The sequence below is a fragment of the Telluria sp. PB2R4 genome, from assembly GCF_059685695.1.
Genome location: NZ_JCASIC010000016.1, coordinates 25,992 through 44,393 on the forward strand (window position 1 = coordinate 25,992; position 18,402 = coordinate 44,393).

General features: G+C 62.3%; 16 protein-coding genes. 7 read left to right on the forward strand and 9 right to left on the reverse strand.

Annotated features, from left to right (window positions below):
* Window positions 1-192: 192 nt before the first annotated feature.
* Genes AC56LU_RS21620 through AC56LU_RS21650 form a run of 7 tightly spaced genes read right to left on the reverse strand, consistent with a single transcriptional unit; the run spans window position 193 to window position 8,235 of the window.
* Window positions 193-789: an SIS domain-containing protein gene (locus tag AC56LU_RS21620; RefSeq protein ID WP_497177676.1), complete on the reverse strand. Its 597-nt coding sequence runs from the start codon at window positions 787-789 to the stop codon at window positions 193-195.
* Window positions 786-1,754 (reverse strand): cation diffusion facilitator family transporter, encoded by a 969-nt coding sequence (locus AC56LU_RS21625; RefSeq protein ID WP_497177677.1) that lies wholly within the window; start codon window positions 1,752-1,754, stop codon window positions 786-788. The genes AC56LU_RS21620 and AC56LU_RS21625 overlap by 4 nt, the downstream gene beginning before the upstream one ends.
* Window positions 1,755-1,795: 41 nt before the next feature.
* The gene (locus AC56LU_RS21630; protein ID WP_497177678.1) at window positions 1,796-1,981 is read right to left on the reverse strand and encodes a hypothetical protein; all 186 of its coding nucleotides are present in this window, start codon (window positions 1,979-1,981) and stop codon (window positions 1,796-1,798) included.
* A 46-nt stretch (window positions 1,982-2,027) separates the two neighbouring features.
* Window positions 2,028-2,618 (reverse strand): hypothetical protein, encoded by a 591-nt coding sequence (locus AC56LU_RS21635; protein ID WP_497177679.1) that lies wholly within the window; start codon window positions 2,616-2,618, stop codon window positions 2,028-2,030.
* A gap of 48 nt (window positions 2,619-2,666) precedes the next feature.
* A complete protein-coding gene (locus AC56LU_RS21640) occupies window positions 2,667-5,831 on the reverse strand; it encodes a CusA/CzcA family heavy metal efflux RND transporter (RefSeq protein WP_497177680.1) in 3,165 nt (1,054 codons plus the stop codon).
* A 14-nt stretch (window positions 5,832-5,845) separates the two neighbouring features.
* Window positions 5,846-7,093 carry an efflux RND transporter periplasmic adaptor subunit gene (locus AC56LU_RS21645; RefSeq protein WP_497177681.1) on the reverse strand — a complete coding sequence of 416 codons (1,248 nt, stop codon included), beginning with the start codon at window positions 7,091-7,093 and terminating at the stop codon, window positions 5,846-5,848.
* Entirely contained in the window at window positions 7,090-8,235 is a 1,146-nt protein-coding gene (locus AC56LU_RS21650) for a TolC family protein (protein ID WP_497177682.1), read from the reverse strand. Before AC56LU_RS21650 ends, AC56LU_RS21645 begins: the two co-directional genes overlap by 4 nt.
* Window positions 8,236-8,454: 219 nt before the next feature.
* On the opposite strand from AC56LU_RS21650, the gene AC56LU_RS21655 reads away from it, so the two are divergent.
* Window positions 8,455-8,844, forward strand: coding sequence for a hypothetical protein (locus tag AC56LU_RS21655; protein ID WP_497177683.1), 390 nt, complete (start codon window positions 8,455-8,457; stop codon window positions 8,842-8,844).
* Window positions 8,845-9,062: 218 nt separating this feature from the next.
* Here the strand turns inward: AC56LU_RS21655 and AC56LU_RS21660 are convergent, their stop codons facing one another.
* Window positions 9,063-10,130 (reverse strand): cation efflux transmembrane domain-containing protein, encoded by a 1,068-nt coding sequence (locus tag AC56LU_RS21660; protein ID WP_497177684.1) that lies wholly within the window; start codon window positions 10,128-10,130, stop codon window positions 9,063-9,065.
* Window positions 10,131-10,232: 102 nt separating this feature from the next.
* Window positions 10,233-10,637: a MerR family transcriptional regulator gene (locus AC56LU_RS21665; RefSeq protein WP_497177685.1), complete on the reverse strand. Its 405-nt coding sequence runs from the start codon at window positions 10,635-10,637 to the stop codon at window positions 10,233-10,235.
* A gap of 68 nt (window positions 10,638-10,705) precedes the next feature.
* On the opposite strand from AC56LU_RS21665, the gene AC56LU_RS21670 reads away from it, so the two are divergent.
* The 6 genes from AC56LU_RS21670 (at window position 10,706) to AC56LU_RS21695 (ending at window position 18,272) form a co-directional block, all read left to right on the forward strand.
* Complete coding sequence (locus tag AC56LU_RS21670; RefSeq protein ID WP_497177686.1) at window positions 10,706-11,953, forward strand: TolC family protein; 1,248 nt, start codon at window positions 10,706-10,708, stop codon at window positions 11,951-11,953.
* 3 nt (window positions 11,954-11,956) lie between these two features.
* Window positions 11,957-13,210, forward strand: a complete 1,254-nt coding sequence (locus AC56LU_RS21675; protein ID WP_497177687.1) for an efflux RND transporter periplasmic adaptor subunit — start codon at window positions 11,957-11,959, stop codon at window positions 13,208-13,210.
* 36 nt (window positions 13,211-13,246) lie between these two features.
* Complete coding sequence (locus AC56LU_RS21680; RefSeq protein ID WP_497177688.1) at window positions 13,247-16,432, forward strand: efflux RND transporter permease subunit; 3,186 nt, start codon at window positions 13,247-13,249, stop codon at window positions 16,430-16,432.
* A 7-nt stretch (window positions 16,433-16,439) separates the two neighbouring features.
* Complete coding sequence (lspA, locus tag AC56LU_RS21685) at window positions 16,440-16,940, forward strand: signal peptidase II (RefSeq protein ID WP_497177689.1); 501 nt, start codon at window positions 16,440-16,442, stop codon at window positions 16,938-16,940.
* Between the two features lie 289 nt (window positions 16,941-17,229).
* Window positions 17,230-17,559 (forward strand): hypothetical protein, encoded by a 330-nt coding sequence (locus AC56LU_RS21690; RefSeq protein WP_497177690.1) that lies wholly within the window; start codon window positions 17,230-17,232, stop codon window positions 17,557-17,559.
* A 341-nt stretch (window positions 17,560-17,900) separates the two neighbouring features.
* A complete protein-coding gene (locus AC56LU_RS21695; protein ID WP_497177691.1) occupies window positions 17,901-18,272 on the forward strand; it encodes a CzcE family metal-binding protein in 372 nt (123 codons plus the stop codon).
* Window positions 18,273-18,402 lie beyond the last annotated feature (130 nt).

Genomic DNA, 18,402 nt, shown 5'->3' on the forward strand with positions numbered 1-18,402 from the left:
CAGGGCGCAAAAAGTGGCGGAACGGGCCAGGTGTGCGTGACGCCATAGTGCACCGAGTCCGCAACAAGCGATAGGCCGGCAGGCTACGCTTAACGGATGCATGACCGACCGTCCGCCGCGTAAGCCAGTACCGTAGACTGTTCCGCCTTATTGCTGCTCGCAACGAACGCATCATGTCTATCCTCGCGAGACCTATTTGCTTGTAGGGTATTGGGACGGTAACAATGCGCGCTCCACCAACTCGATCAGGATATGGATCACCTTGATATGGAGCTCCTGTACGCGATCGGCATACCGTCCAGCGCTAGTGCAGATGCAGACATCGGCATTTTTCTCGAGTTGCGAGCCGGGGCGCCCGGTCAAACCGATTACCTTCATGCCTTTCGCATGGGCAGCCTGCGCTGCGAGGATCACGGACTGGCTGCTGCCGCTCGTGCTGATCGCGAACAGAACGTCGTCGGCGGCGCCATTGCCCTCGACGAAGCGAGCGAACACCTTCTCGTAGCCATAGTCGTTGGCGACACAACTGATGTAGCTTGGGTCGCTGATGGCCACCGCGGCCATGGCAGGGCGGTCTTCGCGGAACCGCCCTGACAGCTCCTCCGCCAGATGCATTGCATCGCACATCGAACCGCCGTTGCCACATGAGATAACGCGGCGCCCGCTTCGTAATGCCTGTATAAGTAAGCTTGCACCGGCTTGGATATTGCCCAGTTGGGTATCGTCGCTGATGAGGCGATCGAGTGCGTCACGCGCTTCAACGAGATTGCTCCTGATATGGTCGATCATCGCTTTTCTTCCTCATGGTCATCGTGGCCGGCATGCTCGGGATGGTCGTCGGCCAAGGCAGGGCCAAAGCTATGTTCCTCGGCGGCCTGCTCGCACGGCCTCGTCTCGATCTGAATGGTGCTGTGGTGGATATCGTACTTGCTCGCGATGAGCTGGCGGATGCCCAATAAAAGGGTTTGCGAGTTCGTGACGTCTTCACTCTGCACCACGTGGGCCGTCAAGCTGGCTTTGCCGCTCGTGATCGACCAGACATGCAGGTCATGCACACTCGCCACGCCCGGCACCCGTTCGATCGCTTCCCGCACTTCGGCGATGCCGAGTCCTTCGGGAACGCCTTCAAGCAGCACGTTCATGCTTGCCTTGAGCAGTGTCCAGGTGCGGGGAAGCACCCATAAACCGATCGCGACGGCGATCGCGGAGTCAACCCAGCCCCAGCCCGTGTAGCGAATGACGAGGGCGCCGATGATGACGCCGATCGAACCGAGCATGTCGCTCCATACCTCGAGGTAAGCGCCCTTGACGTTCAGACTGCTGTCCTTGCCGCTCGACAGCAACTTCATGCTGATGAGGTTGACGACCAGGCCCAGGGCGGCAACCAGGAGCATGGTTCCGGACTGGATTTCCGGCGGGTTGTTCAGACGGTCATAGGCCTCATACAGGATGTAGATGGCGACCAGGAACAGCAGCATGGCGTTGAACGCCGCCGCCAGGATCTCGAAGCGGTAGTAGCCGAATGTGCGCTCGCTGTCGGCCGGCCGCCTGCCGATGCGGATGGCCGCAAGCGAGATCGCCAGCGCCGCAGTGTCGGTAAACATGTGCGCCGCATCCGAAATCAGCGCAAGGCTGTTGGTGAGAATACCTCCGACGATCTCGGCGATAAGAAAGGCCGTCGTGAGGATAAGCGCGATCCAGAGCGGCCGTTCGCTCTGGCCCGGCTGCGCTGCGTGAGAGTGTCCTGAACCCATTGTGCTCCCCTTGAGTTGTGATTGTCGTGTGCTACCCGAACTTACTTTTGCTTCCCATTTCTCTCTGTACGTTTCCGAGCTTTCCTCCCAGGGGGCTTGTTCCGATCCCGGTACTTCAGCCAGCCGAGGAAAACCATTACCATCCCGAAGATCGCCAGGCCAATAATGCCGAAAACTTCAAAGAGGTTTTCGTGCAATGACTCCGGCACCTGCTGTGGCAGTCTCATGTCACCTCCATTCGATGTGGCTCTTCATTCGTTACTTTCCAATCGGTCAGTTCAGCGTCCGGCCAAGATTGATCGCGGTTCGCACACATAACACCGGTACGGCAACAAGTCCGGCTAGTGCATCCAGCATTCCTGCAGCGATGCCGGAGTCGCAAAAGGCGACACCGAATGCGAGCGCAGTCGGTACCGCCGATAGCGCAGCGTCGGCCATGCTGACGTTCTCGCCGGCTCGGGCCAGCTCGTAGGCCAGTCCTGCCGTCGTGACAATGGCAAACAATCCTGGCAGGGCAAAACCGGCCAATGCCATGGCATTGGGAGCGTCCCTGTGGAAGATGCCATGTGTCCCCATCGCGGTAACAAATAAAACCAGTACCAGACAACACATGGACAGTGCGATCTGCGCGACCGAGAACGCGGCCTCGACTCTGGGCTTGCGTTGCTCTGCCAGCCTTTCGATCGATATCAGCCGAAACGCAATAGTGGCCGCGTGATACGAAGCTGCGGCTACCAGGATGACGCTTTCAACAATGATTCCTCCCGCCGCGCAGCTCGCGAAAGCAACTCCTTGCGCAACCATGTCCAGCTTGACGAGCCGGCGCCCCACCGGGACGCGCCGGCCCGAAGTGTCTCGACACATATCGCCCTCCCTGTGTTGGGCCGCAGGCGCCGCCTGCGGCCCATGCGCTTACTGGACGACCACTTTCGCAGGCACTACCGGTTCGTCCTCGTTATCCTTGCGATGGGCGAACCGATAAAGCAGGGGAAGCACGAGCAGGGTCAAGGCGGTCGAGGAGAGGATCCCGCCGATGACGACGGTCGCAAGCGGCCGTTGCACCTCGGCGCCGGTACCGGTGGCGATCGCCATCGGTACGAAGCCCAGCGAGGCGACCAGGGCGGTCATCAAGACCGGCCGCAACCGTGTCAACGCCCCCTGCGTGATCGCCTGTTCCAGGTCCATGCCTTCTTCACGCAGGGTGCGGATATAGGAGATCATCACCAGGCCGTTCAGGACAGCCACGCCGGACAAGGCGATGAATCCCACCGCCGCGGAAATCGACAGCGGGATGCCCCGCAAAGCCAAGGCGATGACGCCACCGGTCAGCGCGAAGGGGATGCCAGTAAAGACCAGCAATCCATCTTTCACGTTGCCGAACATCGCGAACAGCAGCGTGAACACGATGAACAGGGCAAGCGGCACAACGATCTGCAGGCGTTGCGTGGCCGACTCCAGCTGCTGGAAAGTGCCGCCCCAGCTGGTCCAGTAACCCGGCGGGACCTTGACCTTGGCCGCGATGGCGGCCTGGGCCGCTGGGACAAAGCTGCCGATGTCGCTGCCGCGCACGTTCGCGCTGACGACGATGCGACGCTTGCCGTTCTCACGGCTGATCTGGTTCGGCCCGGGCGAGAAGTTGAGCGTCGCGACTTCGGCCAGCGGAATGTAGGTCCTGGCACTGCCTTCCGCGCCCGGAAGAGGAATCGGCAACTGCCGCAATGCGTCGAGATCGGCGCGCATCGCTTCCGGCAGGCGAACGACGATGTCGAAGCGGCGGTCGCCCTCGAACATGGTGCCGGCCTCGCGTCCGCCGGTGGCGATCGCCAGGGCCTCCTGCACGTCGCCGATGTTCAAGCCATACCTGGCCGTCTTCTCGCGGTCGATGTCCACGCTCAGCATCGGCAGGCCGCCAGTCTGCTCCACCTTGACCTCGGCCGCGCCCGGCACCCGCTGCAGGACTTCGGCGATTTCCTTGCCGGTCGCTTCCAGCACGGCCATGTCGTCGCCGAAGACTTTCACGGCGACGTCGCTGCGCACACCCGAGATCAGCTCGTTGAAGCGCAGCTGGATGGGTTGCGACAGCTCGTACGCGTTGCCGGCGTATCTCTCCGCTTCCTCCTCGATCGCCGCGATCAGCTCGGCGCGACTCTTTTTCGGCGCCGGCCACGCCGATTCGGGCTTGAGCATCACGTAGCCGTCCGAGATATTGGGTGGCATCGGGTCGGACGCGATCTCGGCGGTACCTGTGCGCGCAAATATCCGGTCGATCTCCGGGAACTTCGCCTTCAGACCCGCCTCGAGCTTTTGCTGCATCTCCACCGACTGGCTCAGGCTCGTGCCGGGAATGCGAATCGACTGCAAGGCGAGGTCGCCTTCGTTCAGGTTGGGGATGAACTCGCTTCCCAGCCGGGAGGCCAGCAGGCCCGAGAGCATTACGAGCACGATCGCGCTGGTGATGACTAGGGGGCCGTTGCGCAGGACCTTGGCGAGGGAGGGCGCATAGAGGCGCTTGGCCGTGACCATGATGCGATTTTCCTTCTCCGTCACGCGCTTGCCGATGAACAGAGCGACCGCGGCGGGAATGAAGGTGATCGACAGGATCATTGCCCCGAGCAGCGCGGCGACCACGGCGAAGGCCATCGGATGGAACATCTTGCCTTCGACGCCCGAAAGGGCAAAGATCGGCAGGTAGACGACCATGATGATGAGCTGGCCGAACAGAAGAGGGCGGCGCGCTTCCTTCGCGGCCGCGAACACCTCATGGAAGCGTTCGGCAAGAGTCAGCTCGCGCCGGCGATGCTCCTGCGCGTGCGCGAGGCGCCGCACGCAGTTCTCGACGATGACGACCGCACCGTCGATGATGATGCCGAAGTCGAGCGCGCCTAGGCTCATCAGGTTGGCGCTGACCCGGTAGCTCACCATCCCGGTGAAGGTGAACAGCATCGCGAGCGGAATGACCATCGCGGTGATGACGGCCGCCCGGATATTGCCGAGGAAGAGGAAGAGGATCACGATCACGAGGACGGCGCCCTCGAGCAGGTTCTTCTTGACCGTATTGATCGCCTTGTCCACCAGTGCCGTCCGGTCGTACACGGGAATTGCCACCACCCCTTTCGGCAGCGAGCGGTTCACCTCGACCATCTTGTTTGCCACTGCCTGCGACACTGCCCGGCTGTTCTCGCCGATCAGCATGAAGACCGTGCCGAGCACCACCTCCCGTCCGTTCTCGGTTGCCGCGCCCGTGCGCAGCTCGCGCCCGACACCCACCGTTGCGACATCGCGCACACGAATGGGAACGCCATCGACGTTGCCGAGGATGGTGTTGCGGATATCGTCCAGGCTGCGCACCTGGCCCGGGGCCCGGACCAGGAACTGCTCGCCGCGGCGCTCGATGTATCCCATGCCGACGTTGCCGTTGTTGCGGTCGATCGCGTCGACGACATCGGACAGGGACAAGCGGTAGGAACTCAGCTTGGCGGGATCAGGGGCGATCAGGTATTCCTTCGCGAAGCCGCCGATCGAATTGATCTCGGTGACGCCCGGGACCTGGCGCAGCTGCGGCTTGATGATCCAGTCCTGGATCTCGCGCAGGTCGGTGGGCGTGTAGGGCGTACCATCGGTCTTTTTCGCGCCGGGTTCGCTTTCCACGGTCCACAGGTAAATCTCGCCCAGACCCGTAGAAATCGGGCCCATCATCGGCGTGACCCCCGCCGGCAGGTTTTCCCTGGCTTCCTGGATCCTCTGGTTGACGAGCTGGCGTGCGAAATAGATGTCGGTGCCGTCCTTGAAAATGACGGTCACCTGAGACAGGCCATAGCGCGACAGCGATCGGGTTTGTTCGAGCCCCGGCAGGCCGGCCATCACGGTCTCGATCGGGAAAGTCACGCGCTGCTCGACTTCGAGCGGCGAATAGCCGGCCGCCGAGGTGTTGATCTGCACCTGGACGTTAGTGATGTCGGGTACTGCGTCGATCGGCAGCTTCTGATAGTTGTAGATGCCGACGGCCGACATCGCGATGACGGCCAGCATGACCAGCCATCGGTGTTCGATGGCGAAGCGAATGATTCGTTCAAACATGTCTGGATCCTCGCTCAGTGCTCATGCTCGGCACTGCCTTTGCCTTGCTGGGCCTTCACGACGAAGCTGCCGGTCGTGACATAAGGCGATCCCGCCGGGAGGCCGGAGAGAATCTCCGTCATCTTTCCGTCGCTCGCACCGGTCGCCACCGGTCGCGCCTCGAAGCCTTTTCCGGTCTTGACGAACACCACGGTCTTCCCATCGAGCGTCTGGATGGCGTCGGTAACGACGGCGACGGCAGCGTCCTTCTGTCCGCTGACGACGCCGACATTCACGAACAGGCCGGGGCGCCAGGCCAGGCCTGGATTGTCGATCACGACCCGTGCATTGGCGGCGCGGGTCTGTTCGCCGAGGAGGTTGCCGACATAGCTGACTTTGCCGGTTACCGACGGCCCTCCGGCCGTCGACCTGACCGTGACCGCCTGGCCGACGCGCACCGTAGGCAGGTCCTTTGGCGTGACCGCGATGGTGACCCACACGCTCGACAGATCCGAGACGAGGAAGACATTGGCATCTTCCTTCACCGCTTCGCCTTGCGAGAGATGCTTTTCGACGACGACCCCGGTGAACGGCGCCCGCAGGACATAGCTATTGTCCGCGCCGGACCCCATACCGGCGCCGATCGCGTCTAGCTTCGCGCGAGCCGCCTGCGACGTGATCTGGGCTTCGTGGTATGCCTGTTCGGCCTGCAGATAGTCCTGCTCGGCAGATATTTTCTGTTCCCACAACTTCTTTTCGCGCGCGTAGGTGATGCGCGCGAGCTCGAGCTGCTTGCCGGCGGCCAGGGAGGAGCTGCGCAGGTCGGCCAGTTCAGCGCTGGCGATGACGGCCAGGGCTTCCCCTTTTTTCACGTCCTGGCCGAGCGAGGCGGACACGGATTCCGCCACACCCGCGACCCGCGGCACGACGTGGGCCGTGCGGTCCTCGTTGAAGCGCACCTCGCCGGGCAGGACGAGCTCGGTGCGGATGCTTGCCGGGCCGGCCGCGGCTGTGGCGATGCCTGCAGCCTGGATCTGCTCCGGGCTCATTTCGATGAGGCCGGGCGGCTCGGCATGACCGCCGGGTTCCCCGGGCTTGGCCTCGGCCGTTTCCTCGGCGTGTTCCCCGCGCTTGGCTTCGGCCGTTTGCTCCGCGTTCTCGCCTCCTTCCTGCGCAGGCATGCCGCCGCCTTTCCAGAAAACGATCAGCAACGCGAGCACGATGCCGACGGCGATCACTCCCCCGATGGAAACCGCCGATTTCTTGTCGATATTGAACTTCATGGACTATTCCTGTTGGTATTGGTGACGCCGGGACCGGTATCGGTAAACCGGCCGAGCTCCGCGACCTGGCGGTAGCTGTCGTAAAGTGCCTGGACGTACTGCGCGCGGCTTTGCAGCAGGGTGCGCTGGGCGTCGAGGACATCGAGGAAGTTGAACTTGCCGGCCTCGAAACCGATGACGGCAGCATCGAAGACCCGTTGCGCTTCCGGGAGGATTTCCTGCCGCATGGTGCGCACCTGTTCCTTCGCCAGTTGCGCCCGCTGGTAGGTACTGGACAGGGTCTGTTCCAGTTGCAGCTGCTGCGCCTCCCTTTCTGCCTGTGCCTTGTCGGCGCGGCTAAGGGAGGCTTGCAACTTGCCTTGGTTCCGGTTGAACAGGGGAAGCGGAACCGACACGCCAAGCACGGTTTGCGAGCGTCCCATCTCTTCATCTTTCTGCCGGCCGACAACGAGGGTGAGGTCAGGCATGCGCTGTGCGCGCTCGACCGAGACCTGCGCCTGTTCGCGCTCGACCTGCAGGCGAGCGCGCTGCAGTTGCGGTGAGTTGGCCAGTTGCGTGCGCAAGACTTCAAGGGAGGGCAGGACGGCAAGCCCGTTCGTCGGCTCGACCAGGGTGACCGCTTCCGGCCGGGTCTGGCCCCAGTACGCTGCCAGCATGCCCTGCGCGATGGCGAGTTCGCCTTCCGCCTGGGCCAGGTCGAGGCGTGCCGTGGACTCGGCTACAGTGGCGCGCGAGAGCTCGACCGGCGACACCCGTCCAGCCGCCACCCGCTTGTCGGCCGCAGCTCTTGCCTTCGAGGCGATGTCGAGCGACGTCCTTGCAAGGCCCGCCCGTTCCTGGGCGCCCAGTGCGTTGAAATATGCCGCGGTCAGGTCGGCACGCAGATCGGCCCGGGCGACGCTCAAGTCCGCTGCCGCGAGCCGGCTTTCGCGTTCGGCCAGCTCGATGCGGGCGCGGCGCTTGCCGCCCAGCTCGACGAGCTGGCTGAGCTCGAAGGTACGCGTACGGGTACCGCGCTGCGTTCCCTCGGTCGTATAGGAGACTGTCGGGTTGGGCAGCGATCCGGCCTGGCGGCGCTCGGCGGTGGCGATGGTGACATCGAGGGCCCGGGCTCGAAGGCCCGGGTTGGCGGATAGGGCCATATCGACCGCGTGGTCGAGCGTTAAGGTCCGGCCGACGGCCGGGATGATGGGGGCCGCGCTCGACTGCTTGCCCGGCGAATCGCCGGCCAGCTGCGCGGCCGCAGGGAGCGCCCATGCCAATAGCACGAGCGACCCCGCAACAATGCGTGTGGGATGCATGAATAAACTCCGAAAACAATAGGCGAAGGTTATTCAGCGGCGATCCGCGTCAGGACCGTCGTGACGACGTTCCAGAAAGACGATGAAATGGATGAGCTACGAGCCGCCGCCGAATCAGGCGAGGGCAAGCCACTGAGGCCGCTCGGGCGGCGCCGTATCAATGGAGGAGAGACGAAGCAGGGGAGACGAGGGAGCGATACGCAGTGGTTCGGATACCGCTACCGCGACCGGGAGTTCCTCGAAGTTGAGAGGGGTGTGGGTGCAGGAAGTACAGTGCGAGTGCAGGGTGCCTGCCTTGGACTTGGACGGCTGTTCAAGGGAGCCCAAGCTTTCTTGAACGGGATCGTCAAACGAAGCGTGGTGGCCGAGATGCTGTGCGGCGCGGCCGGTTTCGTGCTCGCAGTACTCGGCCACGATGCTCCAGCTAAGCTGAAGCATCATGATTGTTAGCAAAGCATAAATAAAACGCCGAGTCATGGGAAAAGTATAGCATGGCCACACGCAGGCAATAGCGCGATTCCATCATTTCCTCAGCTTCGCGATGCTTGGTAAATCTCATCGCAAGTGCCGATATTCTCGTCAATATCGGCCTCTTGTGTCCCGATGTCGATTGCGATGTATTCGAATGCGCCGTCAAGCGGGCCTCTACATTTCAGTCGGTGGCGTGCTTACTTCAGCTGCAGGATGCGACGGGCGCCCGAAAGAACGATCACACCGATCACCGTGCCGACAATCAGATCGGGATAAGGCGATCTGGTCCAGGTGACGAGTGCGCCAGCAGCGATCACGCCGATGTTTGCGATGACGTCATTCGCCGAGAAAATATAACTTGCCTTCATGTGCGCCCCGCGGTCGCGTTTCTTTGCGATTAACACCAGGCAAGCCACATTTGCAATCAGGGCTACCGCGCCAACGCCCATCATCAAGCCCGATTCCGGTTCGCTTCCAAAGAAGGCCCGGCGGACCACTTCACTGAGGGCGCCTAGCGCGAGCACGAGCTGCAGCCAGCCGGCCAAATGCGCTGCACGCGTCTTCAGCGCAGCCGCCCTACCTACCGCGTACAGGGCCAGGCCGTAGACAGCAGCATCAGCAAACATGTCCAATGAATCAGCCACCAGGCCGGTTGATTCGGCGATCAGGCCCCACGTCAGCTCGACCACGAACATGATGGCGTTGATAGCCAGCAGCAGCCGGAGCGTCTTCGCCTCCGACGCGTCGCCGGCCTTGTCATTACCAGCTTCCGCGTGGGACGAATCCGGTTGCGACCCAATCAGATGGGCACCAAGCTTAAGCGGGCCGAGTTTCTGCAGGATGGGATCGACTTCTCCCGTATGCGCAACGTGGAGCTGCCGCTGGGAGAGGTCAAAGTTCAGGGACTGAACTCCGCCGACATCCGCCAGTGCCATGCGGATCATGTTCTCCTCTGAAGGGCAGTCCATCTTGGGAATCCCGAGGGTACTCAGCATACGTTTGCTGTGGACTTTCGGCTTGGCTGGATGAGAACCGCGCAACTCGACACCCAGCCGCAAGGGCTGCAGCACCTCCAAAAGGGCATCCGCTTTCCCATGGTGAAGCACAGTCACGGTGCGGGCGTTGAGGTCGAAGGCAATGTTGTCGATGCCCGAGACTTTGCCCAAGGCCATCCGAATCAGATTCTCTTCTGAAGGGCAGTCCATCTTGGAGACAAACAGTTCGGTTTCGAGGCGGGCTGCCGCAGCGGTTTGGTTTTGTGTCATGACGATGAGCCTTGGGTCAGATTTTTTCGAAGGATAAAGCTTGAACCCGCTTCAAGGTCAAGCGTGCTCGCCACGTGAGAGCCGCGCAGCCGGGGAAATAGTTTATTGCTGAGGTGAGAGGGCGCCGATGATGCTGCAGTCGGAAAACCGACCGCCCCGGCATGAGATGAGGAGACGGGAAAGGTGTTCCTTCAGTAAGTTGAGGTCCCTGATCTTCTGCTCGACTTCGGCAAGATGCTGCTCGGTCAGCGCAGTCACGGCACAGCAGTCGCCATCGAGGTTGTCGGAAAAGGCCAGCAGGCTTCGTACCTGATCGATCGTGAAGCCGATTTCCCGGGCGCGGCGAACGAAGCTCAGGCGGGCCACATCCTCGCTGCCGTACAGCCGATAGTTACTGCCGGTCCGGGATGGAGAATCGAGCAAGCCGATTTTTTCATAATAGCGAATCGTCGGCGCAGGGGTCTGCGCCGCGGCGGCCAACTGGCCTATCGTTAAAGTGCGTGACATATGCTTGACCTTAAAGTGGCTTCAAGGTTTATAAAGTTCATTTACCAATCCGTCAAGCAAATTCGATCATGCGCACCAAGATGAACTTCTGTGTCACCGCAGCCTTGCTGGCCATGTGCGCAGCTGTGGGTCCTGCCTTTGCCGAAGGCACGGTACTGACGCTTGCCGACGCCGTTGCCAGAGCCCGTGCCCAGGCGCCGCAACTGCAGAGCGCCGATGCAGCACTGCGGGCTGCAGACGCCAATGTGCGCCTGTCCGGCCTGCGGCCGAATCCGACACTTTCCGTGGAAGCGGAAAATGTGATGGGGTCGGGTCGCTATTCCGGTTTCGGCGGGGGAGAAAAGACGGTTTCGCTGTCGATGCCCCTGGAGCTGGGAGGCAAGCGGGGCGCCCGGCTACGCGTGGCCCAGGCCGAGCGCGCTGCTGCCGACGTTGGTACGCGCTCCGCTGAAGCCGAACTGACGTTCCAGATCACCGAGGCGTTCGTTAACCTTGCCGCCAGTGAGCGCTACCTTGCGATCGCAAAAGCCGGTCATGAGCTGGCCGAACGCGCGCATCATGCGGCACGCGAGCGGGTACGGGCCGGGAAAGCATCCCCCATAGAAGAGCAACGGTCGGACGTGCTACGAATTAATTCCGAGGTTCGCTTGGGAAAGGCAATGCGCGCCGCCGAGCTGGCGCAGAAAACGATCGCGCGGCTGACAGGCGCGCCAATGCCCTTCGCGATAGCGTCCGCCTGGTTTGAGCGGATCGAACGCAGCGAGCAGGTACCGCCTGCGCGGCAGCAACTGGCAATTGCCACAGCCGAGGCGGAACTGGCCGCTGCAGAGGCACGTGTCGATGCGGCCAGGCGCGAGCGGATACCGGACCTCACGCTTACCGCCGGCATGCGCCGGTATGGCGAAACTTCCGACAAGGCGGCGGTGCTGGGCCTGTCGGTCCCGCTGCCATTGTTCAACCAGGGCAGCGCCGCGCTTGCGCGGTCTCGGGCGGAATACGATCGCTCTTCCGCCGTGCGCCGCGCCGTCGTACTGGAAGTCGAACAGTCCACCGCACAGGCAGAAGTCGAGGTGGCCGACGCACTGGCGGCTGCACGCGCCGCCAACGGCCCCGCACTGGCAGCGGCAGAAGAGGCGGCCCGTATCGCGAGGATCGGTTATGCCGAGGGGAAATTCCCGCAACTCGAATTGATCGAGGCCGAACGCTCGCTGGCCGAAACCCGCGAAAGCTCGGTCGATGCGCTCGCAGCACTTCATACGGCACGGGCGCGTCTGGCTCGGCTACAAGGTTCCAACTCTCCAATTTACAAGGACTGACCCATGCAAGCGGTATTCCGATCGGGCCTGTGTGCCGCGATGATCCTCTTGAGCGCATGCTCGCCCAAGCCGGAAACGGCCAGCCGTCAAGAAGCTGCCGAACATGGCGAACAAAGCGCGAATGCCAAAGGCGAACAGGCTGAAAAGGCCGAAAAGGCCGAGAAAGGCGAATCCAGGGGCGAGGCCGGAGAGCGGGGCGAAGCTGCGGAGAAAGAAGGCGGCGAGGCCGAAGCCAAGGAAGACTTTGTCGCGCTGTCGGACCAGCAGATCAAAGCGGCAGGAATCGAGGTCATGCCGGTCCGGCAATCGTTCGCCGGGGCCGTCGAGGCGCCGGCAGTCATCGCGGCGGATCCGAAGCATGCAGCGGTCGTCTCGAGCGCCGTAGGGGGCAGGGTGGTCGAGATCCGGCGCAACCTTGGCGATTCGGTCGCTCGTGGCGACGTGCTTGCCGTGATTGAAAGCCGTGACGTCGCCCAGCTCAGGGCCGACGTCGAGATCGCCAAGCGGCAGTACGAACTGTCGCAGGCCAATTTTGCACGCGAAGAGCGGCTGTACGGTGAGAAAGTCACCTCGCGGCAGGAGTTCGAGATTGCGCGCAATGCCGCGCAAGAAGCACGCACCCGTCTTCGCCTGGCCGAGCAGCAGCTCGCCGCCGCAGGCGCAAGCAGCGGGGGACAGCTCAATCGGCTGATGCTGCGCTCGCCCATCAAGGGCAACGTCACGGCACGACAGATCGCCTTGGGCGACATCGTCGCACCGGACGCCCATCTTTTCGAGGTCGCCGACCTCAACGAGCTGGCTGCCGAACTTTCGCTCTCGCCGGACGACGCTGCCCGCGTCACCGTGGGCACGACGGTGGATGTGTCGACCGACGGCCGCACCGGCACGGGCCGCATCACGCATGTCTCGCGTGTCCTCGATCCTGCGACTCGCCAGGTACGAGCCATTGCACGCTTGTCGAACGGCCGCGGCGCGTGGCGTATCGGCGAAACGGTCCGGGCATCGATTGCGCTCGAAGGGGGCGTCGGCACGCAACTGGCCATTCCACGGACGGCTGTGCAAACCGTCGAGGACAGGCCCAGCGTATTCGTTCGGGAGAAAGACGGATTCGCGATCAAGCACGTTGTCCTCGGCGGTAACGCGGCCGGCTACGTCAAGGTGATGGGTGGCCTGGAAGGCAACGAACAGGTTGCGGTCAGCAATACGTATCTGCTGAAAGCGGAGCATGGAAAAGGAGAGGCGGGAGACGATGACTGATCTCTTCACTCGACGGCTCCTGAAGGACACCCAACCATGATTGCTCGTATCGTCAACTTTTCCGTTGCGCGGCGGTGGCATGTGCTCATCGCAACGATCCTCCTGTCGATCCTCGGGGCACTTGCGCTGACGCGCCTGCCGATCGACGCAGTACCGGACATCACCAACACCCAGGTGCAGATCAACGTCGTTGCACCTGCGCTTGCGCCGGCCGACGTGGAACGGCAGATCACCTATCCGATCGAAACGGCGTTTGCCGGGATACCTGGCCTGGAATCCACCCGGTCGCTGACCAGGCACGGGTTTGCGCAGGTGACTACCGTCTTCAAGGACGGTACGGACATCTATTTCGCGCGCCAGCAGATGGCTGAACGGCTGCGCGCCGTCGAGCGCTCGCTGCCGCCAGGCGCTACCGCAAGCCTGGGCCCGATCGCGACCGGGCTCGGCGACGTCTACATGTGGACGGTCGAATACGCCTCGAAGCCTGCCCCGAAAGCGGGGCCGGCGGCTGGGCTGCAGGCCGATGGCAGCTATGTCACTCCAGAAGGCGAAGTGCTGCGCAGTGCTGCCGAAAAAGCCACTTACCTGCGAACGGTGCAGGACTGGATCGTCGCACCCCAGCTCAAGAATACCGAAGGGCTGGCAGGCGTGGACGTCATCGGGGGCTACGTCAAACAGTACGTGGTCACGCCCGATCCGCAGCGGTTGGCAGCCCTGGGGATCAGCCTGACCATGCTGGGCGAAGCGCTCGAGCGCAATAACACAAGCGCCGGCGCCGGTGTGGTCGTTCAGAACGGGGAAGCCCTGACGGTCAAGGCCGACGCGCGCATCACGTCAGCCGAGGAACTGGCGAAGACCGTCATCACGACCCGTAGCGGCACGCCGGTACTGGTTTCGCACGTCGCGACCGTCGGCATGGGACAGGAAGTGCGATTCGGATCCGCATCCGAAGGCGGGCAGGAGGTCGTCGTCGGTACCGCCGTGATGCGGATCGGGGAGAACAGCCGGACGGTTGCCGCCGCGGTGGATGCCCGCCTGAAAGAGATCGCGCGCTCCTTGCCGCCGGACCTGCTGATCCGGCCCGTGCTTGACCGCACGCGGCTGGTCGATGCCACCATCAAGACCGTGGCGACCAACCTTACCGAGGGTGCGCTGCTGGTGATCGCCGTGCTGTTCGCACTCCTCGGGAACCTGCGCGCGGCACTGATCGCCGCGGCGGTCATCCCGGTTACGATGCTGATGACCTCTGCGGGCATGCTCGAAGCGGGGCTGTCGGCAAACCTGATGAGCCTGGGCGCCCTGGACTTCGGCCTGATTGTCGACGGCGCGGTCATCATCGTGGAAAACGCGCTGCGCCGGATCGCGGAACGCCAGCATGCGACCGGCAGGATATTGACCAAGGCGGAGCGGCTCGAGACCGTCGCCGCCGCCGCACGCGAGATGATCCGGCCAAGCGTCTACGGCCAGGCGATCATCATTCTCGTCTACGTGCCCCTGTTGACGTTCCAGGGGGTGGAAGGCCGCATGTTCGCACCGATGGCGGTGACGGTGATTCTTGCACTGGTCTTCGCTTTCGTCCTCTCGCTCACCTTTGTGCCGGCCGCGATTGCGCTCTGGCTCTCGCGCCATGTCGATGAAAAGGAAAACAAACTGGTCAAGGCCGCGTCCTCGTCGTACGCACCGTGGCTGGACCGTGCTCTCGCACGGCCTAAGCTGACCGGCGTTTTGGCCGCGGTCGGTTTCGCGGGCGCACTCGGCCTGTTCACGACGCTTGGACAGGAATTTCTTCCGACGCTCGATGAGCAGGACGTACTGCTCCAGGTGGCACGCATCCCGGGCACTTCCCTGGAGCAGAGCCAGTCCATGCAGTTTGCGGTGGAGAAGGCGGTCGGCAAGCTGCCCGAGGTGAAGCTGGTGTTTTCAAGAACGGGTACAGCCGAACTGGCGGCCGACCCGATGCCGCCGAACATCACCGATACCTTTGTCATCGTGAAAGACCGCTCGGAGTGGCCGGAACCTCGTATGAGCAAGGCCGAGCTGGTTGAAAAGATCGAGAAAGCGGTTGCTGGCATTCCAGGCCAGAACTACGAGCTTACTCAACCGATCCAGATGCGCTTCAACGAGTTGTTGGCCGGCGTGCGTGGCGACATCGCCGTCAAGGTCTATGGCGACAATTTCGACGCCATGCTCCGCACCGCCGAACAGGTCGCGGCAAAACTGCGCGCGGTCGAGGGCGCGGAAGACGTCCGCGTGGAGCAGGTGCAGGGGCTTCCGCTGCTTGATGTCCGGCTGGATCGCGACGCCATGGCACGGGTCGGCCTGACCGCCCAGGACGTGCACGACACCCTGGCCGCAGCCATCGCCGGACGCGAGGCAGGGTCGATCTACGAGGGAGACAGGCGCTTCGACGTCGTAGTGAAACTGGGCGAAAAGACCCGCAACGATGTGGAAGCCTTGCGCCTGCTGCCTGTGCTGACGCCGGGCGGCAGCTTCGTTCCGCTGGGGTCGGTGGCAATACTCGAGACGGCCAAGGGACCGAACCAGATCAGCCGGGAAAACGGCAAGCGCCGCGTGGTCGTCCAGGCCAACGTACGCGGCCGTGACATAGCCGGCGTGGTCAGCGAGGCGCGCGCGAGTATCGATGCGGACGTACGGGTACCGGCCGGCGTATGGCTCACCTGGGGCGGGCAGTTCGAGAACCTGGAACGCGCGCGGATGCGCCTGGCCGTCGTGGTACCGGCCTGCTTCGCGCTCATTGTCGTATTGCTGTATTCGGCGGTCGGTTCCTGGCGCGCCGCCGCAGTCGTCTTCACGGGTGTGCCCCTGGCCCTGATTGGCGGAATTGCAGCGCTCTGGCTGCGTGGGCTACCCTTCTCGATTTCGGCCGCCGTCGGATTCATTGCGCTGTCCGGCGTTGCCGTCCTCAACGGGCTGGTAATGGTGGGATCGATCGACGACCTGGCAAAACAATTGCCGTGGGCGCAAGCCGTTCGCGAAGGCGCGCTGCGGCGGCTGCGGCCGGTGCTGATGACGGCCCTGGTCGCATCACTGGGCTTTGTCCCGATGGCACTGGCGACAGGCGCCGGGGCCGAGGTGCAGCGGCCGCTGGCGACCGTGGTCATCGGTGGGCTGATCTCGGCCACGATCCTGACGCTGTTCGTGCTGCCGACGCTGTACCAGCGCTTTGCCCGCCCGGCAGAGAACGTAGCGGAAGGCATTTGACGGAACCATGGCCAGACATCTTTCACCGCTCTCTGCCGTCCTGGGCGCCGGGCTGATCGCCGCCACCGACCTGGTCACGAAGGCCCAGGTCGTGGATCGGCTGGCCTACGGCCAGCAGGTTGAGCTGCTGCCGTCGTTGAACATCGTCCATGTTATCAACCAGGGAGCAGCTTTTGGCCTTCTCGCCACGGCGGGCGGGTGGCAACGTTACCTGTTCATCGTTGTGGCCGTGCTGGCGTCGGTATTGATCATTCAAATGATCAGGAAGCCGGCGACGACGGCCACGGAGAGAGCAGCATTGGCGCTGATACTTGGCGGTGCAATTGGAAACCTGGTCGATCGCACCGCACGCATGGGCGTTGTCGACTGGATTGACCTATATGCGGGCACGTACCACTGGCCAGCATTCAACATCGCCGATATCGGCATCACTGTTGGTGCGGCGGTCGTCGTTTTGCATGCACTGTTCGGTTCCCCCTCAGCGGCCTCGACGCCAGACAAAACGTGATTATCTCCTCAGCGACCGGCCCTGCCTGTCTGAGCGTCTGGCCGAATTATATTTTTACAGTTCGTCTTTGCGCTGATCCACACCATTGACGCAGTTCCAGGGCGAAGTTTTTCCAGCAAAGCGCCTAAACAAACATTGAGCTGGGCGGAAGCACCCAAGCGAGAATGTGGATATTTTTGCAATAAAATGCATCACAACGCAACCTGTCTATGCCAACACTACGTTCTTGAACGGTTGGATGGACTGCACACAATCCGACCGGAATAGCCTGACAAGCAATTGAAATTGAATGAAGAAAGTCCTCCTCGTCCTGCTCATCGCTCTTTTGCCGCTTCAGTCAGTCTGGGCGGCAGGCGGCTGCGTTGTACTTGCCAAGTATTCTTCAGTTGATTCGTCAGTCGGTCTCAATGACATCAGCGATATCCATGAGCAGGATATGGCTGGTCTTTACGAGCAAGGTTGCGGCCTGCTCTGTACGACCGTATGTGACCTACCGCAATTCGATACATCGTCGCGCATGAAGGAAGACTTCCTTCGGCCGATTTCACTGCCAGTCCCTCCCTTTGCCCCGCCCTTGTATCAGTCCCCGGTATTCGACAGTCCGATCCGACCCAAGTAGCACGTTCCTGAGCATTGCTTGGCGTGTAGCGAGTTCTTGTCAGTGGCAAGGGTGAGCGCATGACCGGAGCATACGCGCCACCCTTGACGGGTTGGCGTGGCGCGCTGCTGGGAACCGTCCTGACTTTACTGCTTTGATTCCGGTGGCGGTTTTCGCTGGATTACCTGCATTGATCACGCCCCGGCATTGCAGGACTCCGGGTGTACGTATCGTGCGTGGAATACCCGGCAAAGCGATTGGTCGCCCGCGCGGGTACAAGTCGCGGGCTAGCTGGACTCCAGCAGGCTAGTCCAATTTTCTCATCTATACGATTTACTGATTCAATATAAAAGGAAACAGCAATGAAACCGAACCTGTCTTATGTATTCGCTTTGTCATTCTTTGTCTTTGCCAGCAGTTCAGCGCCTCTGGCCGCGCAAGCCATGCCGGCTGCCAAAGACGGCAACTCGCAAGTACAGCCACGAGTCGGCCACGAGGCGCCACATGGCTATGAATCGGCAGGCACACCTGATCGGGTCATCAAGCTTGGAACAGGCAAGACCAGGTCCGTACGAGTACACCGGCTCGAAACGGTACGCATCGTCGATGGCGAACGCAGTATCACCTGGACATTCGATACGCTGGGTCTGCCCTTGATCCCCCTGTCGAAACTCTTGCCCGGCGCGGCAGATATCACGATCTACGTGGAGGAGAACCCGATGTATGCAAATTGAATTCAAGCATTCATACATGTCAGCTTGATTAACGAGTAGGTCCGGTCGGCGCCGATTACGACGCCGACCGAACCCGCCAAGTTCCTGGCTTTCAAGCTGGAGGCGCAACAAACAGAATCTCCAGCACCCG

What these genes read in the sequence shown, in the direction of transcription:
- AC56LU_RS21670 (WP_497177686.1), top strand. Translation starts at nt 10,706, where the DNA reads ATGCGCACCAAGATGAACTTCTGTGTCACCGCAGCCTTGCTGGCCATG.
- AC56LU_RS21675 (WP_497177687.1), top strand. Translation starts at nt 11,957, where the DNA reads ATGCAAGCGGTATTCCGATCGGGCCTGTGTGCCGCGATGATCCTCTTG.
- AC56LU_RS21660 (WP_497177684.1), bottom strand. Translation starts at nt 10,130, where the DNA reads ATGACACAAAACCAAACCGCTGCGGCAGCCCGCCTCGAAACCGAACTG.
- lspA (WP_497177689.1), top strand. Translation starts at nt 16,440, where the DNA reads ATGGCCAGACATCTTTCACCGCTCTCTGCCGTCCTGGGCGCCGGGCTG.
- AC56LU_RS21635 (WP_497177679.1), bottom strand. Translation starts at nt 2,618, where the DNA reads ATGTGTCGAGACACTTCGGGCCGGCGCGTCCCGGTGGGGCGCCGGCTC.
- AC56LU_RS21645 (WP_497177681.1), bottom strand. Translation starts at nt 7,093, where the DNA reads ATGAAGTTCAATATCGACAAGAAATCGGCGGTTTCCATCGGGGGAGTG.
- AC56LU_RS21665 (WP_497177685.1), bottom strand. Translation starts at nt 10,637, where the DNA reads ATGTCACGCACTTTAACGATAGGCCAGTTGGCCGCCGCGGCGCAGACC.
- AC56LU_RS21630 (WP_497177678.1), bottom strand. Translation starts at nt 1,981, where the DNA reads ATGAGACTGCCACAGCAGGTGCCGGAGTCATTGCACGAAAACCTCTTT.
- AC56LU_RS21680 (WP_497177688.1), top strand. Translation starts at nt 13,247, where the DNA reads ATGATTGCTCGTATCGTCAACTTTTCCGTTGCGCGGCGGTGGCATGTG.
- AC56LU_RS21695 (WP_497177691.1), top strand. Translation starts at nt 17,901, where the DNA reads ATGAAACCGAACCTGTCTTATGTATTCGCTTTGTCATTCTTTGTCTTT.
- AC56LU_RS21625 (WP_497177677.1), bottom strand. Translation starts at nt 1,754, where the DNA reads ATGGGTTCAGGACACTCTCACGCAGCGCAGCCGGGCCAGAGCGAACGG.
- AC56LU_RS21650 (WP_497177682.1), bottom strand. Translation starts at nt 8,235, where the DNA reads ATGGCCCTATCCGCCAACCCGGGCCTTCGAGCCCGGGCCCTCGATGTC.
- AC56LU_RS21640 (WP_497177680.1), bottom strand. Translation starts at nt 5,831, where the DNA reads ATGTTTGAACGAATCATTCGCTTCGCCATCGAACACCGATGGCTGGTC.
- AC56LU_RS21690 (WP_497177690.1), top strand. Translation starts at nt 17,230, where the DNA reads ATGAAGAAAGTCCTCCTCGTCCTGCTCATCGCTCTTTTGCCGCTTCAG.
- AC56LU_RS21620 (WP_497177676.1), bottom strand. Translation starts at nt 789, where the DNA reads ATGATCGACCATATCAGGAGCAATCTCGTTGAAGCGCGTGACGCACTC.